We start from the raw sequence: 25,761 nt of genomic DNA on the forward strand, positions 1-25,761 counted from the left end.
TTGTGAAGACTATTCGCGTTCTTGCCACCGTTCGGGGGAATACTCGCCCTGCGGACCCCGGACCTGCATAGGTAGTTTGGGGACATGTCTTTGGAAAAGCCCCAGATCGACCGCCCCGAGGGGCCCGCGCCCTCCGAGCTGAAGACGACCGACATCTCCGTCGGCGAAGGCCAGGAGGCCAAGACCGGCGACACCGTCACGGTGCACTACGTCGGCGTCTCGCACTCGACCGGCGACCAGTTCGACGCGTCGTGGGACCGCGGTGAACCGCTTCGCTTCGGCCTCGGCAAGGGACAGGTCATCCCCGGCTGGGACCAGGGCGTGGCCGGGATGAAGGTCGGCGGCCGCCGGCAGCTGGTGATCCCGCCGCACCTGGCCTACGGCGAACGCGGCGCCGGTGGCGTCATCAAACCGAACGAGACCTTGATCTTCGTGGTCGACCTGGTCGGCGTGAACTGAAACCCACTTCATCGAAAGATGGACCCGGCGGGCTTCACCCGCCAGGTCCATCTTTCTTATCAGCCGCAGAAGCCTCAGCAACCCCTTTGACCTCGTTAAACCCAATGGCGTGTCGTGGTCGCCCGCGATCGAGTGGATCCCGCATCCTGATTGACCGGGACCCGGGAGGGCGCGATGGCAGATCTTCGACACAAGACTTCATTCGGCGGCCGTCTCCTGGCCTATGCGGACGAGACCTCCATGGCGGTCGCTCATCCGATCACCGGCTCCGACGTGAACAGCGGCATGGTCATCGCCAAGGCACATGCGCCCGCCGAGGTTCGCCGACTGCGTGAACTGGGCTATGCCAACCCCCTGGTCGTGGATGTCTGCGCATGGAAGAAAGAGGTCGCCACGGTTTCTTCTCCGATGGATCTTCCAGCAGGAGAAGGGCTGTTCCCCATCACACTGGAGGACTGGAGCGAAGGAGTGCTCTCGTCAGGCGCTTCCAACGTCGTCTCCGTCGAAGTTCGTCTCCGCCTCGGATTGGCCGGCTTCTACAGCTGTACAACTCGAATCGCTGAAGTCCCTGGCCCGCGACCTACGCACAGCCGCGCAGGCGAATCTGGAAGCAGTCCGAACAGCGGCTCGGCTCGCGGAAGAGACCGCGCGCGCCCATAGAGAGCAACTCGACCAGCTCGCCATCACGTTCGCCGCCTACGACAGCGCGCTCAGCCAGCTCACCGCCCCAGAGACGATGCACGGCTGACGCCGCCGACACGGTCTTTTGGACTTTGTTGCATCTTTGCCTAACCGCCCCCAACCGCCCCCACCCCGCCAACCACCAACCGCCAACCGCCGCTTCACGCACCGCGGGGGTCCGGGGGGCTCGGCCCCCCGGGAGCTGACGAGCGACGACCGCACGAAAGAGGCCCCCGACGCGGAGCGAAGGGGGCCTCGAACAAGAGTGGGCGAGGAGGGAGTTGAACCCTCACGTCCTTTCGGACACACGGACCTGAACCGTGCGCGTCTGCCATTCCGCCACTCGCCCGAGTGCTTCGTTCTCTGACAGCTCGCAAAGCGTAGCAGGCTGATTTCACGGGTTTCACCGGGGGCCGTGTCCGACTGGCCGTACCCGGATAGGATCGACGGGGAAGCACACGTGTGAGGAGGTTGCCCGGTGGGCCGCGTTGAGCGCTTTGATAGGCGGCTCGAGAACCTCGTGGGCAATACCTTCGCGCGCATGTTCGGTGGCAACGTCGTCACGCAGGAAGTGGCGGTGGCGCTTGAGCGCGAGAGCGAGGAGAACGTTCGTGAGCTGGCCGGTGGTCGTCTGCTCGCTCCCAATCACTACATCGTGTCGTTGGGGCAGGCTGATCACGAGCGCATGGCCGGAGACGAACGTCGGGTCACGTCGGTGTTGGCGGGGGCGGTCAAGGAACACCTCGCCGAGCACGGTTGGGACACCTATGGTGACGTCGTAGTTTCGCTCGAGCGCAACGAGGCGCTGCATACTGGACAGTTCAAGACCCGTTCGTCCGTCGATCCCGACGTCAAGCCCCACGACGCCGAGGGTTCGTCACGGTCGGCACGACCCAGCAACGCAGGAGACCCAGCAATGAGCCAGCCCCCCGGCTACGGCCAATACGACCAGGGTGACCCGTACGGCCAGCAGGGCCAATACGGCTACGGACAGCAGGCTGGCCAGCAGCAGCCCGGGTACGACCAGGGTTATGGCGGCCAGCAGCAGGGCGGCTACGACCAGGGTTACGGCGGCGCGCAGCAGCCGGGCTATGACCAGTACGGCGGTCAGCAGCAGCCCGGCTACGACCAGGGCTATGGCGGTGCCGCTCCGCAGCCTGGGTACGACCAGTACGGCGGTCAGCAGCAGCCCGGGTACGACCAGGGTTACGGCGGTGCCGCTCCGCAGCCTGGGTACGACCAGTACGGCGGTCAGCAGCAGCCCGGGTACGACCAGGGTTACGGCGGTGCCGCTCCGCAGCCTGGCTATGACCAGTACGGCGGTCAGCAGCAGCCCGGGTACGACCAGTACGGCGGCGCTCAGCAGCAGGCGTACGGCCAGCCCGCGGCGGATCCGTACGCGCAGGGTGGCGGTTACGGCGGCCAGCCCGCGGCCGGCCGTCAGCTCGCCGCGAGCCTGCAGCTGGACGACGGCTCGAACCGCTCGTACTCGCTGAAGCAGGGCGGGAACGTCGTGGGGCGCGGTCAGGACGCCGACTTCCGGCTGCCGGACACCGGGGTCTCCCGTCGTCATCTGGAGATCACCTGGGACGGCCAGAGCGCGACGCTCGCGGACATCGGTTCGACGAACGGCACGACCGTCAACGGCACCCCGGTGCAGACCTGGCAGCTCGCCGACGGCGACGTGATCCGCGTGGGCCACTCGTCTCTCGTGTTCCGTACGCAGGGCTGACCGGCGGCGTCTGGAGGCGGTACCGCAGAATTGCGGTGCGGGACCTGCGGTGGATCGGCACCTCAGGTCGTATGCGGAGAGCAAGGCTGTTCGGAGCCGACCATCCCGGACGGCCCGGTCTCTCCGCGGCGCACAGGAGAAACGGGAGCGGACACAACAAGTGCCAGAGCTGGTCGTTCAACTCACCAGAGTGGGCTTTCTCGTGCTGCTCTGGCTCTTCGTGTTCGCCGCGTTGCGCGTCGTCCGTTCGGATCTGTACGCGGCTTCGGGGCTGCGAGTCGCCGTCCCGACGTTCGGTCGCAAGAAGAAGGAAAACAAGAAGCCGCGCGGCGGGAAGTCGCCGCAGCAGCTGCTCGTCACCCATGGCGCACTGGCGGGAACCAGGATCGCCTTGGACGGCAGGCCGATCCTGATCGGCCGCGCCGACGACTCGACACTGGTGCTGGACGACGACTACGCGTCGACCCGGCATGCCCGGATCGCCCTGCGCGGGGAGGATTGGTACGTGGAAGATCTGGGCTCGACGAACGGGACGTACCTCGACCGGGCTAAGGTCACGGCACCCCTCCGGGTCCCGCTCGGAGTCCCCATCCGGATCGGCAAAACGGTGATCGAGCTTCGCCCATGACTCTCGTCCTCCGCTACGCGGCTCGCAGCGACCGGGGCCTGGTGCGTTCCAGCAACCAGGACTCCGTGTACGCCGGACCCCGCCTGCTCGCCCTCGCCGACGGCATGGGCGGCCACGCCGCCGGTGAAGTGGCCAGCAAGGTCGTCATCGCCTCCCTCGCCCCGCTCGACGACGACGAGCCGGGCGACGATCTCCTCGCTCAGCTGCGTGAGGCCGTCCAGAACGGCAACGCGGCCATCGCCGAACTGGTCCAGCAGGATCCGGATCTCGACGGGATGGGCACGACCCTGACCGCCGTGCTGTTCGCCGGTTCGCGGATGGGCGTCGTGCACGTCGGCGACTCGCGGGCGTATCTGATGCGCGGCGGGCAGTTCTCGCAGATCACGCGGGACGACAGCTTCGTCAACGAACTTCTCGAACAGGGCCGGATCACTCCGGAAGAGGCCGCGGTGCACCCGCAGCGGTCGCTGCTGCTGAAGGCGCTCACCGGCCACGAGGTCGAGCCGAGCCTGACCGTGCGCGAGGCCCGCGCCGGCGACCGCTACCTGATCTGTTCGGACGGCCTGTCCGGCATGGTCAGCGACGAGACGCTCGCCGAGGCGATCCAGATCCCGGATCCGCAGGCCTGCGCGGACCGCATGATCGAGCTGGCGCTCAAGGGCGGCGGCACGGACAACGTCACGGTGATCATCGCCGACGTCGTCGACGTCGACTTCGGTGAGGACGCCCCCATCGTGGGCGGCGCCGCCGGGGACGGCAGTGACGAGTTCCATCAGGGCGACTCCCCCGCCGCCCGCGCCCGCGCGCTGACCCAGCCCGCGCCGCAGCCGCGGCCCGAGGTCCAGCCACCACAGGAGGACCCGAAGGTCAAGCGCCGGAGGCGATTTCGCTGGCTGGCGGGAGCAGTGGTCGTCCTGATCGTGCTGGCCGCGGCGGCGATCGCCACGCGGTATTTCGTGCTGAGCCAGTACTACGTCGGCGAGGGTCCCGGCGAGGAGGTCGTGATCTACCGCGGCGTCCCCGGCAGCATCCTCGGCATCGACCTGCACTCCTACGAGCAGGGCTCGTGCCCGCCCGGCGGCCTGTGCACCGACAAGCTGCTGGTGCCCGCGCTCCAGGAGGACGCGCGCATCGCGGTGAAGAACGGCGTCAAGAAGGACAACCTCGACGACGCCCGCAAGTACATCGACGATTTCCTGCGCCCGCACAAGCAGCTGGCCGACTGCAAGCCGGCCACCAGTTCGACTTCCACGCCGCCTCCCGCGTCGTCTGCGCCGCCGGTGTCGTCTTCGGTGGCTCCCCCTTCGCCCCCCGCCTCGCCGAGCTCGGCGAACCAGCCAGCGGGGAGGGACTGCTCGACGCCGGCCACGGCAGCACCAGGGGGCGGTAACTGATGAGCACGCCGCTCGCCGACCCGGCTTCGGCCCAGTTCGCCACGAATCCTCCGCGCGAGCTGCCCAAGCGGCGCGGGACGGAACTCGTCCTCCTGGCGTTCGCGACCTTCATCGTCACCGTCGCGCTCGTGCTGGTGGAGGCGAACCAGGAGCAGGAACTCACCAGCTCGATCATCTGGCTGGGGCTTTCGTACCTCGCGGTGCTGACGGCGGCGCATCTGGCCGTCCGTCGCTGGGCGCCGTACGCGGACCCGGTGATCCTGCCGTGTGTCGCGCTGCTGAACGGGCTCGGCCTGGTGATGATCCACCGGATCGACCTGGCGCTGGCGGAACGCGCCGTCCAGCAGGGCAAGGAGTACACGCCGGACGTCTCCAAGCAGGTGCTGTTCACCGCGATCTCGCTGGTGCTGTTCGTGGTGGTGCTGATCGTGATCAGCGACCACCGCACGCTGACCCGCTACGGCTACACCTGCGGCCTCGTCGGCATCGTGGCGCTCGCGCTGCCCGCGGTGCTGCCGTCGAGCCTTTCCGAGGTCAACGGCGCGAAGGTCTGGATCAAGCTGCCGTTCTTCTCGATCCAGCCGGGTGAGTTCGCGAAGATCCTGCTGATGATCTTCTTCGCTTCGTTCCTGGTGACGAAACGGGACCTGTTCATGGTCGCGGGCAAGAAGATCGTCGGCGTCGAACTGCCGCGCGCCCGTGACCTCGGCCCGATCCTGATCGCGGCGGCCGCCTGCCTCGGCGTGCTGGTGTTCGAGAAGGACCTCGGGACGTCGCTGCTGTTCTTCGGCGTCACGCTGATGATGTTGTACGTCGCGACCGAGCGGGTCATCTGGGTGGTACTGGGCGTCGGGTTCTTCGCCGTCGGCGCGATCATCGCCTACAACCTGTTCACGCATGTCCAGCAGCGCGTCCGCAACTGGATCGACCCGCTCGCCACCTACGACGACGCGGGCGGCGGGTACCAGGTCGCGCAGGGTCTGTTCGGACTCGGGACCGGCGGGGTCGGCGGTACCGGCCTCGGCGCCGGACGGCCGGACATGGTCCCCGAGGCCAAGACGGACTTCATCACCACCGCGATCGGCGAGGAACTCGGTTTCATCGGCCTCGCCGCGATGCTGATGCTGTACCTGATCCTGGCGATGCGCGGAATGCGCAGCGCCCTCGCGGTCCGCGACACCTTCGGCAAACTCCTCGGCGGCGGCCTGTCGTTCGCCCTGGTCATGCAGATCTTCGTCGTCGTCGGCGGCGTCACGAACCTGATCCCGAACACCGGGATCACCGCTCCGTTCCTCTCCCGCGGTGGTTCTTCACTGCTCGCGAACTACATCCTGGTGGCCCTCCTGCTCCGAATCTCCGACGCCGCCCGCAAACCCGCGGTGCGGCCGAAGCCGCAGCAGCCGCAGGCTCCCATCGCGGAAGCCCACACGGTGATGGTCCAGCGGCCGTCCGCGAACGGTGAGGGGAGCGCCTCGTGAACACCCCGCTCCGCAAGGTCGGCATCGCCATGCTCGTCATGGTGGTGCTCCTGCTGGCCAACGCCACCTACATCCAGGTGGTCAAGGCCGACGACTACCGCACGGACTCGCGCAACCTGCGCGTGCTCTATGACGAGTTCTCCCGCCAGCGCGGGCTCATCGTCACCCCCGACGGCGCCGCGCTCGCGAAGGTCGACCAGTCGAACGACAAGTACAAGTTCATCCGTACCTACGTCGACGGCCCGATGTACGCGCCGGTCACCGGCTACTACTCGATCAACTACGGCTCCGGCGGGCTGGAGCGCTCCGAGGACGACGTCCTCAACGGCTCCGACCCGCGGCTGTTCGTCCGGCGCCTGTCGGACATGGTCACCGGCCGCGACCCGCGCGGCGGCAACGTGCGGCTGACGATCAACCCGGCCGTGCAGAAGGCCGCGTACGACCTGATGACGCAGAAGGGCTACACCGGCTCGGTGGTCGCGATGGAGCCCAAGACCGGGCGCATCCTGGCCATGGTCTCGACGCCGTCGTACGACCCGAACAAGCTCGCCTCGCACGTCGGCAAGGAGCAGATCGCGGCGTGGGGGCAATGGCGCGACGATCCCAAGAAGCCGATGCTGAACCGCGCGATCTCGGAGACCTACCCGCCGGGTTCGACGGCCAAGCTGCTGGTGACCGCGGCCGCGCTCGAAAACGGCAAGACGGCGGACATGCCGGTCAACACCGCGCCCAACGTCAAGCTCCCCGGTACGCAGACGACACTGGAGAACTACGGCGGCGCGGCCTGCAAGGGCAGCACCTTGAAGGAGGCGCTGCGGTACTCCTGCAACGTCCCCTTCGCCGAACTCGCCGGTGAACTCGGCAAGGACAAGATCAACGCGACGGCGAAGAACTTCGGTGTCGGCGAGGACCTGACCGTGCCGATGCGGGTCGCCTCTTCGTCGCTCGGCCCCCTCGAATCGAAGGCGGCCCTGTACCAGAGCGCCATCGGACAGCGCGATGTGCGCCTGACGCCGCTGCAGGACTGCCTGCTCTCGGCGACCATCGCGAACAACGGGATGGCGATGAAGCCGCAGCTCGTGCAGTCGCTGCTCGCGCCGAACCTGTCCACCATCGAGGACTACACGCCGACCGAGCTGACCGGCGACGCCGCGCTGTCCAGCGCGAACGCCGCGATCCTGCGCGACATGATGCTGGCGTCGGAGGAGAACACGAAGGGGGCCGGCAAACGCGCCGACATCCAGATCGCCTCCAAGACCGGCACCGCCGAGCACGGCAACGACCCGAGGAACACCCCGCCGCACGCCTGGTACACCGGGTTCGCGCCGGCGATGGACCCGAAGATCGCCGTCTCGGTGATCGTCGAGTCCGGTGGTAACCGCGGCCTCGAGGCGACCGGTGGCACCGTGGCGTCGGAGATCGGCCGCGCCGCCATCAACGCGATGCTCGGGGGTGGATAGCGGATGCTGTCCTCGGGTCAGCTGCTGGCCGACCGGTACAAGCTGACGAACCGGATCGCCGTCGGCGGGATGGGCGAGGTCTGGCAGGCCAGTGACACGCGACTGGACCGGACGGTCGCGGTCAAGATCCTCAAGGCGGAGCTGTCCGGCGACGCGGAGTTCCTGCACCGGTTCCGGACAGAGGCGCGGATGACGGCGTCGCTGAACCACCCCGGCATCGCCGCGGTGCACGACTACGGCGAGACCGTCGCCGACGAGCTGTCCATCGCGTATCTGGTGATGGAGCTGGTCGAGGGCGATCCGCTGGCCGCGATCATCACCCGCGAGGGGCGGCTGAACGCCGAGCGCACCCTGGACATCCTGGAGCAGGCCGGTAACGCGCTGCAGGCCGCGCACGAAACCGGCCTGGTGCACCGCGACGTCAAACCGGGCAACATCATGGTCACCCCCGCCGGACAGGTGAAGATCACCGACTTCGGCGTCGCGAAGGCCGCCGACGCGGCGCCGGTGACCAGGTCCGGAATGGTGATGGGGACGGCCCACTACATCGCGCCCGAGCAGGCGCTCGGGCACAACGCCGAACCGGCGAGCGACGTCTACTCGCTGGCCGTATGCGGCTACGAATGCCTCACCGGACACCGGCCGTTCCTTTCGGAGAACGCGGTGACCGTCGCGATGATGCACATCCGCGACATCCCGCCCCCGCTTCCGCCGGACGTCCCGCCGGGTGCCCGTGCGGTCATCGAAGCGACCCTGATCAAGGATCCGAGACAGCGGTACAACAGCGGCGGCGAATTCGCGGCCGCGGTCGCCGCCGTCCGCGCGGGCCTGCCGCTGCCGACGCCGTCGGGGCTGGTCAACGTCGCCTACGCCGCGGGCCAGCCGCCCGTGATGCCGCAGCAGGGACCACCCGGTCCGATCTCGCCGCCGAACCCGATGGTGGCGGTCGGCCCGGCGTCGCATCCGGCGATGCACCCGGTCACCGGCCCGCCGCCGATGGCGGTCCGGAGACTTCCCGGCAGACGGCCACAATGGGGCTGGTGGGTGCTGCTCGCGGTGATCCTGATCGCAGTACTGGTGGCAGGCGTCTTCCTCATCGTGAGACTGGTCGGTTCGGGCAACGGACAGCAGTCGGGCGGCGTGGGAACGAGTGAACAGACCCCGGCACCGGGTAAGACGTCTGACAGCCCACTGCCGACATCCGCGTATCCCGCGGTGCCGGAGTCGGCCGGGCAGGCGAATCCAGGCATGATGAGCACACCTTGGACGGAATGGAACGGCACGCAGAGATGAGCACACCAAGACTGCTCAGCAACCGCTACGAGCTGGGCGAGACGCTCGGCTACGGAGGCATGTCCGAGGTCCACCACGGCCACGACGTGCGCCTGGGCCGGGAGGTGGCGATCAAGATCCTGCGTGCCGACCTGGCGCGGGATCCCCAGTTCCAAGAACGTTTCCGTCGCGAGGCACAGAACGCGGCGGCACTGAACCACCCCGCGATCGTCGCCGTCTACGACACCGGCGAGACGAACACCGAGTTCGGCCCGCTGCCCTACATCGTCATGGAGTACGTCGAAGGACGGACTCTGCGCGACATCGTGAAGACCGAAGGACCGATGTCGCAGAAGCGGGCGATGGAGGTCATGGCCGACGTCTGCGCGGCACTGGACTTCTCGCACCGGCACGGCATCGTGCACCGCGACGTCAAACCGGCGAACGTGATGATCACGAAGAACGGCGCCGTCAAGGTGATGGACTTCGGCATCGCGCGCGCCATGCACGACGGGCAGTCCGCGATGACGCAGACCGCCGCGGTGATCGGCACGGCACAGTACCTGTCGCCGGAGCAGGCACGCGGCGAGTCCGTCGACGCGCGTTCCGACGTCTACGCCGCCGGCTGTGTGCTGTACGAACTCATCACCGGCGAGCCGCCCTTCACCGGCGACTCCCCGGTCGCGGTGGCGTACCAGCACGTCCGGGAGGACCCGAACCCGCCGTCGTCGGTGAACCCGGCCGTGGCGCCCGAACTCGACGCCGTCGTGCTCAAGGCCCTCGCGAAGGGCCCGGCGAACCGGTACCAGTCGTCGGCGGAGATGCGTTCGGACCTGGTCCGCACCCTGTCCGGCCAGCGGCCGTCCGCGCCGATGGTGATGTCGGAGGACGAGCGCACCCAGGTCATGGACTCCGACCGCCGGGTGCCGCAGCGCTACGACCAGTACGAGGAAGAAGACGAAGACCCGGCGGCGAAGAAGAAGCGCCGCGCGTGGCTGATCGCCGGTCTCGTGGCGTCGCTGGCGGCCGTGGTCCTGCTGATCCTGTGGCTTCTGGGCGCCTTCCAGGACACCGGTGCGGAGAGCAAGGCGATCCCGAAGGTCCTCGGCCAGAACGAGGCGACGGCCAGGGACACGCTGCGCACCGCCGGGTTCACCTCCCAGGAGGTCAAGCCGGTCGTCTGCGGCGTCCCGGACGCCAACGGCGCGACCGCCTGCGACGAGAACGACATCGGCAAGGTCCTCGCGATCAACCCGCCCGAGGGGCAGATGACGCCGACCTCGCAGAAGATCCTGCTGACCATCGGCCAGAAACCGGGCAAGGTCAAGGCGCCGGACCTCAAGGGCAAGAACCAGTCGGACGCCGAGTCGGCGCTGACCGCCGCGGGGCTGAAGCTCGGCGCCGTCACCGAGGAAGAGACCGAGGACACGAACCAGGCCGGCAAGGTCCTGAGGCAGAACCCGGCCGCTCAGACCGATGTCGACCAGGGTTCCAAGGTCGACATCACCGTCGGCAAGTCCAAGGAACTGAAGACCGTCCCGAACTACAAGGGCAAGACGCAGGCCGAGGCCGAAGCCGGACTGAAGGCGGCCGGGTTCACCCCCCAGGTCACCACCGTGGACTCCGACCAGGCCAAGGGCACGGTGATCGACCAGACCCCGAACGGCGGGAAGCTCGCCGTCGGCAGTGTGGTCAAGTTGTCCGTGTCGAACGGCAGCCAGGAGACCTTCGACATGCCGAACCTGAAGGGCATGACGGAGGAGCAGGCGACCCGGCAGCTGCAGCAGCTGGGCTGGTCCGGCAACCTCGACACGCAGGCCGACAAGAGCGGCGACCGGGACGACGCGGGCAAGGTCAGCAAGACCAATCCGCAAGCCGGGGCGAAGGTCGCGAAGAACGCGCCGATCACGCTGTTCATCGTCGAAGGCGACGAGACGCCGACGACGTCGAGTTCACGGTCGATCCTCCCGCCTGGGTGATCGACGGAAGTGAAAGGGGCCCCGCACGGTTTCGTGCGGGGCCCTTTTCTGTCAGGGGCAATCCGGTCGCTACGAAGCGCTACACTGCGAACCATGGTCCGGCAGATCACTCAACGCGAGCTGCGCAACGACACACCGAGCATCATGCGTGCCGTCGAAGAAGGGGACAGCTTCGTTCTCACCCGCAACGGCACGCCTGTGGCGGACATCGTTCCGCACAGCCAGAAGCCGACGTTCGTTCCGTTCGGGGAGCTGATCGAGCTTCTCGGTGACCTTCCGCCGGAAGACCCCGAGCGGTTCTTCGCGGATGTCGATCGCGCGGCAGACCCTGACCCGCACCGCGGCCCGGGAGAGCCGGAGCGGTGACCGAAGCGGTTCTGCTCGATACCTCGGCGGTCATCGCCCTTCCTCGTCCCGAGGAACTTTCGCTCGACGCACCTGCGGCCATCAGCTCGATCACGTTGGCGGAACTCGCGGCCGGGGTGCATGGCGCTGCCCGGCCCCGCGACCGGGCATCCCGGCTGGTCCGCCTCCAACGGGTGGAAGCGCGGATGGTCTGCCTGCCGTTCACGCCGGAGGCCGCCCGCATGTACGGCCAGCTGTACGCCATGGTTCTCGACGGGGGCAGGCAGCCACGAGGACGGCGCATGGACCTCCTCATCGCGGCGGTCGCGGCAATCCACCGGATTCCTTTGGTCACCCGCAACGGCGCGGATTTCACCGATCTCGCACCGCTGGTCAAGGTGATCGCCCTCCCGGCTCTGCCGACCGCCGACTAGGGCACCAGACTGCGAAGAAGTCCCTGGTAAGCGGCGTCGATCCGCCCCGCGCTGGTCTGGACGACCTTCGCCCGAGGCCTCGTGGCGACGAGCGCCACGAGCCGGTCGTACATCTCCGCGAGCCGTTCGGGCCCGCCCAGCGTTTCGTGTGCTTCGACGTGTTCGGGCTCGACCGCCGCGCGCGTGCGGTCGGCGAACCGCCGGAGCACGTTCTCCTTGGTGTCGAGCAGGACGATCTCGTGGAACTCCGCGGCCGTCTCGCCGGCGAGCGCTTCGAGTCGTTCGAGGAGATCGGGGCGGCCGAGGAACTGCGGCACGATCACGTCGCATCCGGCCGCCAGGTGGGTCCGCGCCATACTCACGGCCAGGTCGCGGGCGAGCGTGCCGGCTTTCGCGGCGTCGTCCCGCCAGGCACCGAGCAGACCGCGGATCCGGTCGATGTCGAGGTTCAGCGTCAGCGGATGGGCGTCGGCGTACAACCGGGCGAGCGTCGACTTCCCGCAGGCGGGCGGGCCGTTCAGCACGATCAGACGCGGCATCAGGCGTTGCGGCGCAACAGGTATCCGACGACTGTCATGCTCACGAGGCTCGCGGCGACAGCCGCCACCACGGCCACCATGAGCGGACCGGCCACGGGTTGCTGCGAGGTCAGGGCGCGCAGCAGCGGGTTGGCCAGCGGCAGCCACTTCACCAGGAGCACGGCCGCGAGAGCGAAGATCGCCGCCAGCACGGACCAGCCGACCCGCGGGACGAGCAGCCGCGAACACGGCAGGCCGATCGAGATCCCGAACAGCGCGCACAACGCGTGTGCCGCGGCTCCGACGGCGAGGGTGCCGGCCGGGAAGCCGCCCGATCGGATCCCGGACCACAGCAGCGTCACGACGATCAGCGCGGCGGCGCAACCGAAAACGGCCAGCGCGGCGCCGCCGAGGACCGAACGCCGTCGACGGGCGTGGCTGAAGGTCACCAGCCGCTGGACCGGATCCTCGATGTCGAGCATCGCGATGGTCAGCCAGCACGAAACCACCAGGAGCGAGCCCGCGCTGATCCCGTACTGCGGCAGCAGCGGCGACTTCGGATCCGTGTAGAGCACGGTGTTGACCGCGAGATAGGCGAGGATCGCGGGGAGATAGCGCTGGGAATGGCCCAGCAGCGCGAGGTAGTAGCGGGTCATGGCGAGCACGGCGCCACCTCCCGGACCGAGAAGCCCCGGTTCAGCGCGCGGAGCAGGACGGCGTCCGTGTGCCCGGCTTCGACCGTCAGGACGACTTGGTCGCCCTCGGCCACGGCCTGGCGGACGCCGGGTTCCGAAGACCAGTCGCCGCCGGATCCCCGCAAGACGACCCTTGTCGCCGTTTCGGTCTTCACGGCCGACTCGACGCGGGTCAGGCGCCCGGCGTCCATCCGGTAGACGTCGTCGGCGTGGGCGTGCACGACGGCCGCGCGGTGATCGGTGAAGACCACGCTCGCGCCGCGTTCCTTGGTCTCGGCGACGACTTCGCCGAGCACGGCGTGCGCTTCGACGTCGAGGCCGGACCAGGGCTCGTCGAGGATCAGCAGCTCCGGCTCGGCCAAGACGGCCTGGGCGAGGCCGACCTTCTGGGCATTGCCCTTCGACAGCGTCCGCAGGGGCGCGTCCGGCCCGCCCACCAGCGCGAGCCGGTCCAGCAACGGGTCGATGGCCGATAAAGCGACAAAGCCGTCGATGCGGGCCATATGCCGAAGGTAGGCCCTTGCGCTCATCCGCTGCCCGGCCGGGAAACGGTCCGGCAGGTAGCCGACGCGCGGGCTGCCGACGACACTTCCCGAAGTCTCACGGGAAAGGGCCGCGAGGATCCTGAGCAGCGTCGACTTGCCCGAACCGTTCGAGCCGAGGATCCCGACCACGCGACCGGCCGGGACGTCGAGGTCGACGCCGGTGAGCACGGGTCCGCCGCGGCCGTAGCGCTTACCGACTCCTTCGAGCCGGATCAGCGAGGTCACGCAGCTGCGGCCTTCTGCAGCGCGCGGGTCGCCTCTTCGAGTTCGTTGACCGTGGCGTCGGCGACCGGGTGCCCGGCCGAAGCCATCCAGTTCGCCAGCATCCGGTGCCCGCCCTGCGTGAGCACGGATTCGGGGTGGAACTGGACGCCTTCGAGCGGCAGCTCGCGGTGCCGCATGCCCATCACGATGCCGGATTCGGTACGGCCTGTGATCTCGAACACGGCGTCGTCGATGGTTTCCGGCAAAACGGTCAGCGAGTGGTACCGCGTGGCGGTGAACTCATCGGGGAGGCCGGCGAGGACCCCGGCTCCCGAATGGTGGACTTGGCTGGTCTTGCCGTGCAGGAGTTCGGGGGCGCGGTCGACGGTGGCGCCGAAAACGACGCCCAAGGCCTGGTGACCGAGGCAGACGCCGAGCATCGGGATCCGCTCTTCGGCGCATTTGCGGACGACGTCCATGCTCTGACCAGCACGTTCCGGGGTTCCGGGGCCGGGAGAGACGAGGACCGCGTCGAACTCGCCGAGCTTGTCGATCTCCACCACGTCGTTGCGCCAGACGGTGCAGTCGGCGCCGAGCTGGGCCAGGTACTGGACCAGGTTGTAGACAAAACTGTCGTAGTTGTCGACGACGAGCACGCGCATACCGCCAGCTTAGCGGCTCCCACCAGGTGGACCGTACGCCAGATCACAATGATTGTTAGGTCGCCCTAACTTACCGTGGTAGGGGTGAGCCGTTCTCTTCGTGTAGCCATCGTGGGTGCCGGTCCGGCCGGTATCTACGCCGCCGACATCCTCGACAAGTCCGACGCCGACGTGACGATCGACCTGTTCGAGCGCATGCCGGCGCCGTTCGGGCTGATCCGGTACGGCGTCGCGCCCGACCATCCGCGGATCAAGGGCATCGTCACCGCCCTCCACAAGGTGCTCGACAAGCCGAACATCCGGCTGCTGGGCAACGTCGACTACGGGACCGACCTGAAGCTCGACGACCTGCGCCAGTTCTACGACGCCGTGATCTTCTCCACCGGCGCCATGGCCGACCGCGCACTCGACATCCCCGGGATCGACCTCGACGGCAGCTACGGCGCCGCCGACTTCGTGTCCTGGTATGACGGGCACCCGGACGTCCCGCGCACCTGGCCGCTGAACGCGACCTCGGTCGCCGTCCTCGGCGTCGGGAACGTGGCGCTCGACGTGGCGCGGATCCTCGCGAAGACCGCGGACGAGCTGCTCAGCACCGACATCCCGGACAACGTCTACCAGGGCCTCAAGGCCAGCCCGGTCACCGACGTGCACGTGTTCGGCCGTCGCGGTCCGGCCCAGGCGAAGTTCACGCCGCTCGAACTCCGGGAGCTGGACCACTCGCCGAACGTCGAGGTCATCGTCTACCCCGAGGACATCGAGTTCGACGAAGGCAGCATCGCCGCGCTGCGGGCGTCGAAGCAGATCGACATGGTCGTGAAGACGCTGCAGGAGTGGGCGATCCGCGACCAGGGCGACCGGCCGAAGCGGCTGCACCTGCACTTCCTGCACTCGCCGTGCGAGATCGTCGGCGAGGACGGCCGTGTCGTCGGACTCCGGACCGAGCGCACCGAACTCACCGGTGACGGGAACGTGCGCGGCACCGGCGAGTTCCACGACTGGGACGTCCAGGCCGTCTACCGCGCGGTCGGTTACCTGTCCTCGCATCTTCCGGAGATCCCCTTCGACCACACCACCGGAACCGTGCCGAACCAGGCGGGCCGGGTGCTGGACATCGACGAGGAGCAGGTGCCGGGCGTCTACGTGACCGGCTGGATCAAGCGCGGCCCGGTCGGCCTCATCGGGCACACCAAGGGCGACGCGGCCGAGACGATCGCGAGCCTGCTGGCCGACGCCGAGAACCTGACGGCTCCGGCCGTGGACGATCCGGACGCGATCCTCGGTTTCCTCACCGAGCGCGGCGTTCCCTTCACCACCTGGGAAGGCTGGGGCAAGCTCGACGCCCACGAGAAGTCCCTGGGCGTCCCGCACGGCCGGGACCGCGTGAAGGTCGTGGAACGCGACGAGATGACCCGTATCTCGCGCTCCTGACCCAAGCTCGCGACAGCTCACGAAACGCCGTGAAGGCCCCCTTGAGGGACTCTGAGTCCCTCAAGGGGCCTTCACGTATTACTCCGGGGACCATCACCGGGCTTCCGCCAAAGTGGTGATGATGATCGTTTTCTCTTGTGGCCAGGGCCGTGGGTGAGTAGTCAGGAAGACGGCCCACGTTCACTGTGTCCCTCTCGGAGGTCCGATGTCACTGGATGTATCGCCCGCGCTGTTGGAGAAGGCCGAACGCGGGGAAGTCTCCGACGCCGAATTCGTCGCCTGTGTCCGGGAATCCCTGCCCTACGCCTGGACCGTGATCACCGGTGTCATCGCGGAGGCCGAGGGCGCGGCCGACGGGTTCGCCGACAACGAGACCCCGCCGCCGAGCGAGGCCGAACGTGGTCAGCTGCTGCGGGCGCTCGCCTCGGACGCCATCCGCGGCGGACTGGAACGGCACTTCGGCGTCAAGCTGGCGTTCCAGAACTGCCACCGGGTCGCCGTGTTCAAAACGTCCCAAGTGGACAGTGACCGCTACCGCGCGTTCGTCTCGGCCCGCGGCCAGCTGCTGAACCAGAGCCCGGAACTGCGTGACTGCTAAGACCTAACGCAGCGCGGGGAGCACTTCGGCACCGATCCGCGCGATGTTTTCGAGCGTTCCCTCCGGCGTACCGGACGCTTCCACCATCATGATCACGTGGGAGACCCCGGTACGCCGGATGCTCGTTCCCAGCCTGTCGACGCAGTAGTCCACGCCGCCGATCGGGTGCAGCTCGCACAGCCGGTCGGTGTAGGCCACCGGATCCTTCTCCAGCCCCCGTTTGCCGTTCAGGTACACGTGCCCGGCGAAGCCCTCCTTCAGGGAACCCGGCAACGCGGACCGCACGACGTCCACCGCGTCGTCCCCCACCTGGCACATCACCGTCGAGACATGCCCGGCGGCGGAATCCCCGTACGCCGCAAGGGTTTCGATCTTGGCGTCGTCGTCGGTGTGCAGGCCGAGCAGCATCGGCAGCCCGCGATCGGCGGCGATCCGGACCGCGCGCGATCCGGCGTCACCACAGGCCACGACCACCTGTGGCGCGCGCTGCGGACGCGGCACCATCGGCACCTCGCGGAACGCGAAGTGGTCGCCGTCGGCGGAGACGGTCTTCGATGACATCGCCGCGAGAAGCAGGTCGAGACTCTCCTCGAATCCCGTTTCGTAGCGGGACAATCCGGTGCCGAACACCTCGAGGTCCTGCCACGGCCCACCGCGGCCGACGCCGATCCGCAGCCGTCCGCCGGAGACCGCGTCCAGCAGCGACCACTGTTCGGCGAGCGCCACCGGATGCGCGGTCGACAGCACGCTCACCGCGGTGCCGACCGCGATCCGTTCGGTGCGGCCGAGCACGTGCGCGGCGAGGGTGATCGCGGACGGGCAGACGCCGTACGGCATGAAGTGATGCTCCGCGAACCAGACGTCGTCGAATCCGGCCTTCTCGGCGGCGACGGCGGCGTCGACCGACCGGCGCAGGACGTCGGCGTCCTCCTGCCCGGGAAACCGCCCGGAGACGAGGAATACTCCGAATCGCACGCTTACTGGACCGAAACCTCGTTGAACCACAGGCGTGGCTCCAGCCAGGGGAAGACGACGAACATCAGCAGGGCGACGATCCCGAGCGCGAGCACGACCGCCGTCATCAGCTTCACCGCGAAGGGGCCCGGCAACTTACGCCAGATCCAGCCGTACATCAGCGCGCCTCCGAGATCTTGGGCAGGAGTTCGGCGTAGCTGCCGACCTGGTCCTTCGGGACCTGCTGGGTCAGCACCGAGTGGATGATGAGCCGCTCGCGTGCGGAGAACTGCGGGTGACAGGTCGTCAGCGTGAGCAGCGCGACCTGCTCGGCCTTCGGCAGGATCTCAGGATCCTTGTACGGCACCGGGTTCACCGTGTCGCCCTTGGTCGGGAACACGATGCGGCGGCCGTTGGTCTCGCCGTAGGCACCGCCGTCGACGGCGTTCGGGTCGCGCAGCGTTCCGACGTTCTTGCACTTCGGCTCGGCGCCCTTGCCCGTGGCCCAGCCCTCGACCTCGTCCTTGTAGGGCAGCACCTTGTAGATGTAGAAGTCGGTCTGCGTCTCGATGACGATCTGGTCGCACGAGCTGAGGTTGTCCAGGTCGTTGAACGGCGCGCCCTTGCCGACCCGGTGGCCGGCGACCGCGAAGTTGCCCGGCTCGCCCGGCAGCGCGGTGCCCTTGTAGTGGCCGGGGCCGACTTCGAGCGCGGCCTCGGTCGTGCCTTCCTGGATGGTGAAGTTGAAGTCGGCGCCGAACACCGGGATGTGGATCCTGGCGAACGCCTTCCCGTCGACCAGTTCCGGATGCAGCTGCCGGTCCTTGCCCCACTCGCCGTCCAGTTCCGAACTCGCCTCGGACTGCTTGCCCGCGGAGAACAGGTCGGTCACGTAGACCTCGTAGACCATGAACAGCAGCACCACCAGTCCCGCGGTGATGAGGAGTTCGCCGACGGTCCGGATGGCGACGCCGCCCTTGCCGAGTTCCCGCGGCGGGCGTTCTTCGGTCGCGGTGCCACCGCCGACCGGCTCGAAGACGACGGTCTCCTCGGTCGACCCGGGCGGCGGCGCGGGACGACGGCGTGGCGGGGGCCCGTCCATCCGGCGTCGCGGCGGCGGCCCGTCCTGCGCCCGGCCGTCCTGCGGCCTCCGCCGAGGTGACGGCGCCGCTCCCTGGCCGCGGCGCGGCGGCGCGTCCTCCGGTCCCCGTCGGGGGGCCGGACGGCCCGCGCCGGGTGGTCGCTCGGAGTACCGCCGACGGTCCCCGCCCGGCTCTTCCCGCTCAGCCACGCAAGCTCCTCAGTCTCGAACCAAGCCGCAGTGTCGAACCAGCACGATCGTCGAACCAGCACAGTGTCGAACCGTGTGTGACACCATTGTCACAGTGCGGGAAATCGACCGGTCCCGGACGGTGCCCAGCGGCGCTCGTTTACGTTAACGTGTGCACGTGGCGCTGGTTGCGCACCCGAGAGCGGGTCATCGCCACCAGGAATGCCGAACAGTACGCGAGGAACACGATGCCGAAGTCCAAGGTCCGTAAGAAGACGGCGTACACCCCGCCGACCGACCGCCGCACGCCGGTGAAGGTCAAGGCCGCGGGCCCGTCGAACCTGTTCTACAAGATCGTGATGTTCGGCCTCATGCTGGTCGGCCTGTTGTGGTTGGTCGTCAACTACATCGCCGGCGACAAGATCCCCTTCATGGCGGATCTGGGCAACACGAACTTCGCCATCGGCTTCGTGCTGATGATCGCCGGGTTGCTCATGACGATGCGGTGGCGGTGAGCATTACTCCGGTTGGCGGCTTGACGCCGAATTACACCGGTGTGACTCATCCCCAGTGTGGATAACCCCTGTGGATAACTACCCCACCTCGTGGGCGCCGCGCTCGAACGTTGTGGTAGTGGCCTGGGTGATCGCCCTGTTGTTGCTGGTGGGCACGGTGTGGCTGGCCATCGCCGGCGACGTCGGCGGCACCGTGCTGACGGGGTTGGCCACGGTCTCCACAGGCGCTCTCGCGCTTCACGGCACTTTGCTCCGTCCTCGGCTGGCCGCCGGCCCCGAGGGCGTCCTGGCCAGGACCGTCGGCGGCGCGCACCGCTATCCCTGGACCGAAGCCCGGCTCCGGCTGCGCACGACGCGCCGGCTCGGCCGGGACAGCCTGACCCTCGAGGTCGAATCCGGCGACCACCTGCTGGTGTTCGGCCGGATCGACCTCGGTGAGGACCCCAGGGATGTCCTGGAGGTCCTCACCGCCCTCAAGGGTCAGGCGTTGTCGTAGTAGTGGACGTTGCCGTCAGGGCCGTGTGACCAGCCCGGAACGGCCGGTCCGACAGCGGGCGGCGCGTACTCCGCGAAGATCTCGTACGGCGAGGCCGGCGAGCAGATCGGGTTGATCTTGACGACGCAGGTCCGCAGCGACCCGCTGAACTTCGCCTTCACATGCCGCGGCCGCTGGTCCTCCACCACCGCCTGGCCCGCGGTGATCTCCCAGCCGGTGGCCGCGCCCGGACCTGTCGTGCCGACGGTCTGCGTCGCCACCGAGGACGTCACGCCCGGATCTCCGAAGCAGATTTTCAACGCCGCATCGACATAGGCGACACGGAGCGTGATCGCGCTGCCCGACCCCAGGAAATAGCGTTTGGTGTAGGTCTGGCAGGTTTCGGCGGCTTGCCCGGCCTGTGCGACCGAAGGTGTCAGCACCGAAGCCATCACCGCGACAGCGGTGAACAGGACTGCTTTGCGAATCTTCATCTCAACCCCCAAGTTGATGATGTTGCCGATCAACCTGAAGGTACCCAGAGATGTTGCTTCCCCACTGGGTAATCGCATAACCCACTCGGGGGAAGTGGGACTACTAGCGGTAGCAGAGGTACGCCGTCTGGCCCTGGTACGAGGTGAACTGGCAGTACGCGGCGGAAATCGTCTGCGCGTCCTTCCAGACGACGAGCCCGACCATCGCGACCACGATGATGGCGATCCCGCCGATCTGCCATTTGAGCCGGTTCTTCTCCGGCGCGTAGAGCAGCGCGAAGGTCACCAGCAGACCGGCGACGAACCCGCCCGCGTGCCCGAGGATCGAGATGCCGGGCACCTGGAACGTGATGAACACGTTCAGGCCCAGCATGACGAGCAGCCAGGTCGGGTTGAGCCTGAGCCTGATGACGATGACCGCGTAGGCGCCGATGAGCCCGAAGATGGCGCCTGAGGCCCCGACCACGGGGAGGGCGTCGAGGTCGGTGAACACGAGATTCGCGGCCGAACCGCCGAGCATCGAGACGAAGTAGAGCGCGACGAACGGGACCCGGCCGAGCGCGGTCTCCAGCGGACGGCCGACGAACCACAGGGAGAAGGCGTTGCCCGCGATGTGCAGCAGGCCGTACTGCAGGAAGCCCGAGGTGAAGATCCGCCACCATTCGTCGCCCGCGAGCGTCGGCACGTTCGCCAGCTCACCGAGCTGGAAGAGGGCCGAGAAGTTGTTGTTCGCGATGCTGCCGGACTGGGCGACCGTGATGAAGAAGATGACGACGTTGAGCGCCAGGAGGACCGGCGTCACGACAGCCGTGGAAGGCGGCTGGGCACCGGCGATGGTGCGCGCGCCGTAACCGGCGTCGCGATACTGCTTCTGCTGGACACGGTCCTGCTGGCGACCGGCCTGCACACAGTCGGTGCACTGGAAGCCGACGGCGGCTTCGCGCAGGCAATCCGGGCAGGCCGGACGCTCGCAGCGTGAACAGCTCAGCCCGGTCGGCCGGTTCGGATGCCACCAGCAGCCGGGCATGGCGGCCTGCTGGTACTGGGGATTCGGTGGTTGGCTCACGATGCCACCAACCTACCGAAATCCCCCGTACCAGGCCGTGTGATCAGCGTCGATCAGTGCGGTCAGCCTTCGCGGGTGACGCTGACCTTCTCGATGACGACGTCCTGCAGCGGACGGTCCGCCGGACCGGTCGCGGTACGCCCGATCGCGTCGACGACGTCGCGGGAGGCCTGGTCCGCCACCTCGCCGAAGATCGTGTGCTTGAAGTTCAGGTGCGTCGTCGGCGCGACGGTGATGAAGAACTGCGAGCCGTTGGTACCGGGTCCGGCGTTGGCCATGGCCAGCAGGTACGGCTTGGAGAACTGGAGCTCCGGGTGGAATTCGTCGCCGAACTTGTAGCCGGGGCCGCCGCGGCCGGTGCCGGTCGGGTCGCCGCCCTGGAGCATGAAGCCGTCGATGACGCGGTGGAAGATCGACCCGTCGTAGAACGGGCCGGAGTTCGTACCCTGCGCGTTGGGCTGGGTGTACTCCTTGCTGCCCTCGGCGAGCCCGACGAAGTTCGCGACCGTCTTCGGCGCGTGGTCAGGGAACAGGTTCAGGTTGATGTCACCCTGGTTGGTGTGCAGAGTGGCCTTCAGCGCGCCACCAATGAGGGATCCCTTGCTTTCAGTCACGGGCTTCATCGTGCCATCTGCGGCAAGATCTGCGGAAAAGGGGCACGATAGGTTACAAGCAACGAAGCAGAATCAAAACGATTGATGAGGTGAAGGCCATGACCCGGGCCGCAGATTCGGTGAGCGAGTCGGCGAAGGCCGGCGCGCTCGGCCTGCGCAAACGTGCCGTCGAGGCGGGGAAGGAAGCCACCGCCCACGCCGTCGAGGTAGCCGAGCAGAAGCTCTCCGAGAGCGCCGGTGAGATCGCTAAGACCAGCCGTCGCGCGCGCAAGAAGCTCGCGAAGAAGACGGAACTGACCCGCAAGGAGCTCAAGCGCAGCTCCAAGGCGGCTCGTAAGGAGGCACTGGCCAGGCTTTCCGAGATGCGGAAGCCGGGCCGCAAGGCACGCAAGGCGGCCATCCAGGCGGCGAAGGCCGCCGGCGAGTCCAAGCGTCGCGGCAAGAAGGATTTCAAGGCCGCGAAGAAGGACTTCCGCGCCGCCCTCGTCGAGGCGAAGGCCGCTGCCAAGGGGGCGCGTAAGCGTCGCCGCTGGCCGTGGGTCCTCGGTATCGCCGTCGTCGGTGCCGGTGCCGCCTACGCGCTGCGTTCCAAGCAGGAGCCGCCGGTCGCGCCGGCTCCGCCCAAGGCACCGCCCGCTCCCCCCGCCAAGCCCGCCGCTCCGGCAGCAGCCGCTCCGAAGCCCGCTCCCGAGAAGCCCGCCGCTTCCGGTCCGGCGGCTTCCGCGCCGGCTCCGGCTCCGGCGAAGCCCGCGGCACCGAAGCCCGGTGGCACCCCGAAGAACGGGCACCAGGCTTCGAGCACCAGCTCCGCCGACAAGAAGAACTGACGCCTCACACTCGTCTTCTGCTTGTCGCGAAAGGGCCGCTCAGGACCGCCGCACACCGGCACCTGAGCGGCCCTTTCACGTCTCCGCAACGAAGATCGTTTGGTGCCGACGACGATCGCGCCCAACAAGGTGACCGGCGGACTGTCTCGCCGGAAGCGCGCCAGCGCGACGGCGAGACTTCACCGATCGCGCCCTCTTTTGGGCCGAAGGCCCACGTAAACGCGATGAAGGGGCGCCCTTCCCTCCCAACAGAACGTTGAAAGCGAACGGGCGCCCCTTCGGCGCGCTTTACGTCAGCGCGATCAGACAGCCGCAGCGTGCTTGTCGATCAGCTGGCCGAGGCGGGGAAGGGCCTCCTCGACGTTCTTCTTGCCGTTCGGGCGCAGCTTGCCGTAGACCTTCTTGATGCTGTCGCGGCTGCTCTTCTCGGCGCGCGCGTCGGTGACCGACAGGAGCGCGTCCGCGGCCTCGTCGCCGCGACCGGCCAGGTAGGCACCGAAGTCGTTGCCACCCTTGGCCTTGTAGTCGCCGTAGAACGGCTCAAGGGCGTTGGTGAAGTCGTCGAGCAGAGCGTCGACGGCGGACGGGATGATGCCCGGCTTGATCTTCTTGACGGCCGCGAAGCCGGTCTTCACGACGGCACCCGAAACGCCGCCCTTGTCCGAAACCTCGGCGTCGACGAGACCTTCGAAGTCGCTCACGACCGCCGGGCGACGGCTGGAGTCGAGCAAGATTTCCTTGAGGGTGTCAGCCACGAAACCTGTCCTTTTGTCTTATGGGGAGAAATGATCTTTTGTGCCGCCGAGCCACACCGCAAGGCGGCCTCCGCCGGATCTGGCGTTGCGCTGGTCCCGCGAACCGTCGCGCGTGCGGCACAGGGTAGTACAAGATCAACTTCACTCTGACGTGTGGATACCACTACCTAGAGACGCAGCTCACCGATAGCCTCCTTCGCCACCGTACGTGCCTTGATGCTCTGCTTCTGGTTGGTGGTCACGACTACCGCGTTCCCGCCCTTGGCGACGGCGTAAACGGCGCCTTCGCCGGACGGCTGGTAGCCGCCTTTCCAGCCCGCCGGTTCGTCGGCCGGGTTGGACGTGTCGATGGGTGCCGCCTGGTCCACCAGCGCCTTGGCGACGGCGGGTTCGCCGACGTACACGCGCACGGTGAGCTGCAGTTTCCCGCTGAGCGCGTAGAAGAAACACGTCGGATGCGGCTGGTCCGCCGACGTTTTGACCTTGGAGACCTTCTGCCCGTTGGCATCCGAGACGAACTCGGCGCCCAGATACGGGCACGGGCCCTTGCCGGTGGGTTCCGGCGTCGGCGGGAGCTGGGGCGCCGCGCTGCTCGACCGCGCGGGCGGGTTCGCCGCGGGCGGCGGCTGTTCCGTCGGCCCGCAGGCCGCCAGGAGTGGCACGGCGAGCGGCAAGATCAGAAGACGTCGCATGATGGTGTCCAGTGAAGCAGAGCGGCGTCCAGTGAAGCAGATCGGATACTCGCGTCGCCGCAACCATCCGCGCTGTTCATGCGACGATGGCGGTGCGTGGACCCTTCAGGAGGCATCAGTGCTCACCAAGGAGCAGTACCTGGGCGCGGTGGCGGAACGCGTCCAGCGCAGCGGTGGCAGGCTGAACACGGTCCAGATCGGCCCGAGCGCGGCCGTCGTGGGCCTGTTCACCGAATCCGTGATGATGTCGACGATGAACTACTGCGTGGTCGCCGCGGCGATCCCGGAGGTGAGCGCGCCCGCGTTGCACGACTTCACCATGCTCGCGACGCAGCACGCGCGCGCGAACGTGATGGGCACGGTCGGCTGGACGGCCGCTTCGGTGGTCATCGCCGGTCTGATCGGGGACCGGGTCTACCCGGACGCCGCACAGGCCGCGTCGGCGAAGTCCGGCAACCAGTTCGGCGGTGAGACGCGCATGGTGGCCGTCGACGTTTCGGCGGGACAGATGTACGCGTTCGTCGGCGGGAAGCTGTGGGGCGCGGCGATGCACAGTTCGGTCAACGCGAAGCTGACGTTCTGCTTCCCGCAGCCCGCCGAGGTCTACCAGCAGGTGCAGTGGGCGCAGTCGCAAGGCCAGCCGCCACCCCTGCCACCCGGGCCGCCGCAGGGCCCGCCTCCCGGCCAGCAGCCGCCGCCCGGCTGGCAACCGCAGCAGCAGCCGCCCCCGCCCCCGCCGCCGTACCCGGTCGGACCGCCGCCCGCGCAGGGTCCGCCGCCGGACCAGCATCCGCCGCACTATCCGCCGCCCGCGCCGGGTTATCCGACGCACGGCCAGCGTCCGCCGGGGTACTGAGCGGTGGGCGACGCGTTGCGCGGCTGGCCGTCGTTTCCCGAGGAACTCCCGGAATTCGACCCCGAAAGCACTCCCGGCACCCCGCGCGAACTTTTCCTGGAATGGCTCAACGAAGCCGGGGAACACGTGCTGGCGCCGCACGCCGTCACTTTGTCCACAGTGGACGCCGATGGAGTGCCGGACGCGCGGGTCGTGATCCTCAAGGCCGTCGACGGCGACACGTGGGCGGTCGCGACGAGTTCCGAAAGCCCGAAAGGCTTGCAGCTGGCGAAAAATCCATACGCCGCGCTGACGTTCTTCTGGCCGGGGCGAGGCCGTCAGATCCGGTTGCGCGGCCCTGTCGCGCCTGCCGCGCCCGAGGTCTCCGCGGCCGATTTCACCGCGCGGCCGCCGGCGTCCCGGGTGGAGGCGTTCGTCGGCAGGCAGTCGCAGGTGCTCGAGGATCCGGCCGATCTCGACCGCGCGGCCGAAGAAGCGCGCCAATGGGTCGAAGAGAATCCCGGCGTGGCACCGGAAACCTGGACCCGCTACCTGGTGACGCCGTCCGAAGTGGAGTTCTGGCAGGCCTCCCACGATCGACGGCACCGGCGGCTGCGCTATCGGCGTGAGAACGGAACCTGGCTCAAAGAACGTCTCTGGCCGTAAACGGTAACTGGGAACGACGATCGTCGGGTTGTCGTGGACGATTCACGTAGACGACGGTGAACGGCACCTGGTCCCCTGATCGT

At 68.1% G+C, this 25,761-nt stretch carries 30 protein-coding genes and 1 tRNA gene; 18 read left to right on the plus strand and 13 right to left on the minus strand.

Annotated features, from left to right (window positions below; translation table 11 throughout):
• Positions 1–84 precede the first annotated feature (84 nt).
• A complete protein-coding gene (locus SD37_RS41560; protein WP_044849549.1) occupies positions 85–459 on the plus strand; it encodes an FKBP-type peptidyl-prolyl cis-trans isomerase in 375 nt (124 codons plus the stop codon).
• Positions 460–633: 174 nt separating this feature from the next.
• The gene (locus tag SD37_RS42980) at positions 634–1,119 is read left to right on the plus strand and encodes a hypothetical protein (RefSeq protein ID WP_145926865.1); all 486 of its coding nucleotides are present in this window, start codon (positions 634–636) and stop codon (positions 1,117–1,119) included.
• Positions 1,120–1,406: 287 nt separating this feature from the next.
• Here the strand turns inward: SD37_RS42980 and SD37_RS41565 are convergent.
• Positions 1,407–1,489 (minus strand) — tRNA-Leu (locus tag SD37_RS41565).
• Between the two features lie 129 nt (positions 1,490–1,618).
• Here SD37_RS41565 and SD37_RS41570 point away from each other — a divergent pair.
• The 9 genes from SD37_RS41570 (at position 1,619) to SD37_RS41610 (ending at position 11,862) form a co-directional block, all read left to right on the plus strand.
• Positions 1,619–2,872, plus strand: coding sequence for a DUF3662 and FHA domain-containing protein (locus SD37_RS41570; RefSeq protein WP_065913080.1), 1,254 nt, complete (start codon positions 1,619–1,621; stop codon positions 2,870–2,872).
• Positions 2,873–3,032: 160 nt separating this feature from the next.
• Positions 3,033–3,500, plus strand: a complete 468-nt coding sequence (locus SD37_RS41575) for an FHA domain-containing protein FhaB/FipA (protein ID WP_007030429.1) — start codon at positions 3,033–3,035, stop codon at positions 3,498–3,500.
• Complete coding sequence (locus SD37_RS41580; RefSeq protein ID WP_065913081.1) at positions 3,497–4,894, plus strand: PP2C family protein-serine/threonine phosphatase; 1,398 nt, start codon at positions 3,497–3,499, stop codon at positions 4,892–4,894. Before SD37_RS41575 ends, SD37_RS41580 begins: the two co-directional genes overlap by 4 nt.
• On the plus strand, positions 4,894–6,372 hold the full coding sequence (locus SD37_RS41585; RefSeq protein ID WP_044849546.1) for an FtsW/RodA/SpoVE family cell cycle protein: 1,479 nt from the start codon (positions 4,894–4,896) through the stop codon (positions 6,370–6,372). The genes SD37_RS41580 and SD37_RS41585 overlap by 1 nt, the downstream gene beginning before the upstream one ends.
• Complete coding sequence (locus tag SD37_RS41590; protein ID WP_044849545.1) at positions 6,369–7,832, plus strand: peptidoglycan D,D-transpeptidase FtsI family protein; 1,464 nt, start codon at positions 6,369–6,371, stop codon at positions 7,830–7,832. The genes SD37_RS41585 and SD37_RS41590 overlap by 4 nt, the downstream gene beginning before the upstream one ends.
• Positions 7,833–7,835: 3 nt before the next feature.
• Entirely contained in the window at positions 7,836–9,125 is a 1,290-nt protein-coding gene (locus tag SD37_RS41595) for a protein kinase domain-containing protein (protein WP_044849544.1), read from the plus strand.
• Positions 9,122–11,083 carry a Stk1 family PASTA domain-containing Ser/Thr kinase gene (gene pknB, locus SD37_RS41600; protein ID WP_044849543.1) on the plus strand — a complete coding sequence of 654 codons (1,962 nt, stop codon included), beginning with the start codon at positions 9,122–9,124 and terminating at the stop codon, positions 11,081–11,083. Before SD37_RS41595 ends, pknB begins: the two co-directional genes overlap by 4 nt.
• A gap of 93 nt (positions 11,084–11,176) precedes the next feature.
• Positions 11,177–11,449, plus strand: a complete 273-nt coding sequence (locus SD37_RS41605) for a type II toxin-antitoxin system Phd/YefM family antitoxin (protein WP_037308774.1) — start codon at positions 11,177–11,179, stop codon at positions 11,447–11,449.
• Positions 11,446–11,862, plus strand: coding sequence for a type II toxin-antitoxin system VapC family toxin (locus tag SD37_RS41610; protein ID WP_044849542.1), 417 nt, complete (start codon positions 11,446–11,448; stop codon positions 11,860–11,862). Before SD37_RS41605 ends, SD37_RS41610 begins: the two co-directional genes overlap by 4 nt.
• On the opposite strand, the gene SD37_RS41615 is transcribed toward SD37_RS41610, so the two are convergent.
• The 4 genes from SD37_RS41615 to SD37_RS41630 are packed head-to-tail and all read right to left on the minus strand — an operon-like array spanning position 11,859 to position 14,486.
• Positions 11,859–12,401 (minus strand): AAA family ATPase, encoded by a 543-nt coding sequence (locus SD37_RS41615; RefSeq protein WP_044849541.1) that lies wholly within the window; start codon positions 12,399–12,401, stop codon positions 11,859–11,861. The two genes, SD37_RS41610 and SD37_RS41615, sit on opposite strands and share 4 nt — an antisense overlap.
• The gene (locus tag SD37_RS41620; protein WP_044849540.1) at positions 12,401–13,045 is read right to left on the minus strand and encodes a hypothetical protein; all 645 of its coding nucleotides are present in this window, start codon (positions 13,043–13,045) and stop codon (positions 12,401–12,403) included. The genes SD37_RS41615 and SD37_RS41620 overlap by 1 nt, the downstream gene beginning before the upstream one ends.
• A complete protein-coding gene (locus SD37_RS41625) occupies positions 13,033–13,845 on the minus strand; it encodes an ABC transporter ATP-binding protein (protein WP_174567897.1) in 813 nt (270 codons plus the stop codon). The genes SD37_RS41620 and SD37_RS41625 overlap by 13 nt, the downstream gene beginning before the upstream one ends.
• Positions 13,842–14,486, minus strand: a complete 645-nt coding sequence (locus SD37_RS41630; protein ID WP_044849539.1) for an aminodeoxychorismate/anthranilate synthase component II — start codon at positions 14,484–14,486, stop codon at positions 13,842–13,844. The genes SD37_RS41625 and SD37_RS41630 overlap by 4 nt, the downstream gene beginning before the upstream one ends.
• A gap of 111 nt (positions 14,487–14,597) precedes the next feature.
• On the opposite strand from SD37_RS41630, the gene SD37_RS41635 reads away from it, so the two are divergent.
• Both SD37_RS41635 and SD37_RS41640 read left to right on the plus strand, forming a co-directional pair.
• On the plus strand, positions 14,598–15,917 hold the full coding sequence (locus SD37_RS41635; protein ID WP_044849538.1) for an FAD-dependent oxidoreductase: 1,320 nt from the start codon (positions 14,598–14,600) through the stop codon (positions 15,915–15,917).
• 205 nt (positions 15,918–16,122) lie between these two features.
• A complete protein-coding gene (locus tag SD37_RS41640; protein ID WP_044849537.1) occupies positions 16,123–16,515 on the plus strand; it encodes an SCO5389 family protein in 393 nt (130 codons plus the stop codon).
• Positions 16,516–16,518: 3 nt separating this feature from the next.
• Here SD37_RS41640 and SD37_RS41645 read toward each other — a convergent pair whose 3' ends face one another.
• The 3 genes from SD37_RS41645 to SD37_RS41650 are packed head-to-tail and all read right to left on the minus strand — an operon-like array spanning position 16,519 to position 18,571.
• Entirely contained in the window at positions 16,519–17,490 is a 972-nt protein-coding gene (locus SD37_RS41645) for an LLM class flavin-dependent oxidoreductase (RefSeq protein WP_044849536.1), read from the minus strand.
• 2 nt (positions 17,491–17,492) lie between these two features.
• A complete protein-coding gene (locus SD37_RS42985) occupies positions 17,493–17,648 on the minus strand; it encodes a hypothetical protein (RefSeq protein ID WP_145926866.1) in 156 nt (51 codons plus the stop codon).
• Complete coding sequence (locus tag SD37_RS41650; RefSeq protein ID WP_044849535.1) at positions 17,648–18,571, minus strand: class E sortase; 924 nt, start codon at positions 18,569–18,571, stop codon at positions 17,648–17,650. Before SD37_RS41650 ends, SD37_RS42985 begins: the two co-directional genes overlap by 1 nt.
• A 416-nt stretch (positions 18,572–18,987) precedes the next feature.
• On the opposite strand from SD37_RS41650, the gene crgA reads away from it, so the two are divergent.
• Positions 18,988–19,254 carry a cell division protein CrgA gene (gene crgA / locus SD37_RS41655; RefSeq protein WP_037308756.1) on the plus strand — a complete coding sequence of 89 codons (267 nt, stop codon included), beginning with the start codon at positions 18,988–18,990 and terminating at the stop codon, positions 19,252–19,254.
• Between the two features lie 118 nt (positions 19,255–19,372).
• A complete protein-coding gene (locus SD37_RS41660; protein WP_052674789.1) occupies positions 19,373–19,750 on the plus strand; it encodes a PH domain-containing protein in 378 nt (125 codons plus the stop codon).
• Here SD37_RS41660 and SD37_RS41665 read toward each other — a convergent pair.
• The 3 genes from SD37_RS41665 to SD37_RS41675 form a co-directional block, all read right to left on the minus strand.
• A complete protein-coding gene (locus SD37_RS41665) occupies positions 19,735–20,223 on the minus strand; it encodes a hypothetical protein (protein ID WP_044849757.1) in 489 nt (162 codons plus the stop codon). The two genes, SD37_RS41660 and SD37_RS41665, sit on opposite strands and share 16 nt — an antisense overlap.
• 103 nt (positions 20,224–20,326) lie before the next feature.
• The gene (locus SD37_RS41670) at positions 20,327–21,289 is read right to left on the minus strand and encodes a rhomboid family intramembrane serine protease (RefSeq protein ID WP_044849533.1); all 963 of its coding nucleotides are present in this window, start codon (positions 21,287–21,289) and stop codon (positions 20,327–20,329) included.
• A 62-nt stretch (positions 21,290–21,351) separates the two neighbouring features.
• Positions 21,352–21,912: a peptidylprolyl isomerase gene (locus tag SD37_RS41675; RefSeq protein WP_037308743.1), complete on the minus strand. Its 561-nt coding sequence runs from the start codon at positions 21,910–21,912 to the stop codon at positions 21,352–21,354.
• Positions 21,913–22,001: 89 nt separating this feature from the next.
• Between SD37_RS41675 and SD37_RS41680 the strand changes: the two genes are divergently transcribed.
• Positions 22,002–22,730 (plus strand): hypothetical protein, encoded by a 729-nt coding sequence (locus SD37_RS41680; protein WP_052674788.1) that lies wholly within the window; start codon positions 22,002–22,004, stop codon positions 22,728–22,730.
• A gap of 302 nt (positions 22,731–23,032) precedes the next feature.
• On the opposite strand, the gene SD37_RS41685 is transcribed toward SD37_RS41680, so the two are convergent.
• Entirely contained in the window at positions 23,033–23,485 is a 453-nt protein-coding gene (locus SD37_RS41685; protein WP_044849532.1) for a DUF6918 family protein, read from the minus strand.
• Positions 23,486–23,652: 167 nt separating this feature from the next.
• Positions 23,653–24,177 carry a DUF2020 domain-containing protein gene (locus tag SD37_RS41690; RefSeq protein ID WP_044849531.1) on the minus strand — a complete coding sequence of 175 codons (525 nt, stop codon included), beginning with the start codon at positions 24,175–24,177 and terminating at the stop codon, positions 23,653–23,655.
• Positions 24,178–24,295: 118 nt separating this feature from the next.
• Between SD37_RS41690 and SD37_RS41695 the strand changes: the two genes are divergently transcribed.
• Together SD37_RS41695 and SD37_RS41700 are read left to right on the plus strand one after the other, a co-directional pair.
• A complete protein-coding gene (locus SD37_RS41695) occupies positions 24,296–25,033 on the plus strand; it encodes a hypothetical protein (RefSeq protein WP_044849530.1) in 738 nt (245 codons plus the stop codon).
• 3 nt (positions 25,034–25,036) lie between these two features.
• Positions 25,037–25,678: a pyridoxine/pyridoxamine 5'-phosphate oxidase gene (locus SD37_RS41700; protein WP_044849529.1), complete on the plus strand. Its 642-nt coding sequence runs from the start codon at positions 25,037–25,039 to the stop codon at positions 25,676–25,678.
• Positions 25,679–25,761 lie beyond the last annotated feature (83 nt).

The sequence above is a fragment of the Amycolatopsis orientalis genome, from assembly GCF_000943515.2.
GTDB classification, from domain to species: Bacteria; Actinomycetota; Actinomycetes; order Mycobacteriales; family Pseudonocardiaceae; genus Amycolatopsis; species Amycolatopsis orientalis.

What these genes read in the sequence shown, in the direction of transcription:
- SD37_RS41560 (WP_044849549.1), top strand. Translation starts at nt 85, where the DNA reads ATGTCTTTGGAAAAGCCCCAGATCGACCGCCCCGAGGGGCCCGCGCCC.
- SD37_RS42980 (WP_145926865.1), top strand. Translation starts at nt 634, where the DNA reads ATGGCAGATCTTCGACACAAGACTTCATTCGGCGGCCGTCTCCTGGCC.
- SD37_RS41580 (WP_065913081.1), top strand. Translation starts at nt 3,497, where the DNA reads ATGACTCTCGTCCTCCGCTACGCGGCTCGCAGCGACCGGGGCCTGGTG.
- SD37_RS41585 (WP_044849546.1), top strand. Translation starts at nt 4,894, where the DNA reads ATGAGCACGCCGCTCGCCGACCCGGCTTCGGCCCAGTTCGCCACGAAT.
- SD37_RS41595 (WP_044849544.1), top strand. Translation starts at nt 7,836, where the DNA reads ATGCTGTCCTCGGGTCAGCTGCTGGCCGACCGGTACAAGCTGACGAAC.
- pknB (WP_044849543.1), top strand. Translation starts at nt 9,122, where the DNA reads ATGAGCACACCAAGACTGCTCAGCAACCGCTACGAGCTGGGCGAGACG.
- SD37_RS41605 (WP_037308774.1), top strand. Translation starts at nt 11,177, where the DNA reads ATGGTCCGGCAGATCACTCAACGCGAGCTGCGCAACGACACACCGAGC.
- SD37_RS41615 (WP_044849541.1), bottom strand. Translation starts at nt 12,401, where the DNA reads ATGCCGCGTCTGATCGTGCTGAACGGCCCGCCCGCCTGCGGGAAGTCG.
- SD37_RS41630 (WP_044849539.1), bottom strand. Translation starts at nt 14,486, where the DNA reads ATGCGCGTGCTCGTCGTCGACAACTACGACAGTTTTGTCTACAACCTG.
- SD37_RS41640 (WP_044849537.1), top strand. Translation starts at nt 16,123, where the DNA reads ATGTCACTGGATGTATCGCCCGCGCTGTTGGAGAAGGCCGAACGCGGG.
- SD37_RS42985 (WP_145926866.1), bottom strand. Translation starts at nt 17,648, where the DNA reads ATGTACGGCTGGATCTGGCGTAAGTTGCCGGGCCCCTTCGCGGTGAAG.
- SD37_RS41650 (WP_044849535.1), bottom strand. Translation starts at nt 18,571, where the DNA reads ATGGACGGGCCCCCGCCACGCCGTCGTCCCGCGCCGCCGCCCGGGTCG.
- crgA (WP_037308756.1), top strand. Translation starts at nt 18,988, where the DNA reads ATGCCGAAGTCCAAGGTCCGTAAGAAGACGGCGTACACCCCGCCGACC.
- SD37_RS41665 (WP_044849757.1), bottom strand. Translation starts at nt 20,223, where the DNA reads ATGAAGATTCGCAAAGCAGTCCTGTTCACCGCTGTCGCGGTGATGGCT.
- SD37_RS41675 (WP_037308743.1), bottom strand. Translation starts at nt 21,912, where the DNA reads ATGAAGCCCGTGACTGAAAGCAAGGGATCCCTCATTGGTGGCGCGCTG.
- SD37_RS41680 (WP_052674788.1), top strand. Translation starts at nt 22,002, where the DNA reads ATGACCCGGGCCGCAGATTCGGTGAGCGAGTCGGCGAAGGCCGGCGCG.
- SD37_RS41690 (WP_044849531.1), bottom strand. Translation starts at nt 24,177, where the DNA reads ATGCGACGTCTTCTGATCTTGCCGCTCGCCGTGCCACTCCTGGCGGCC.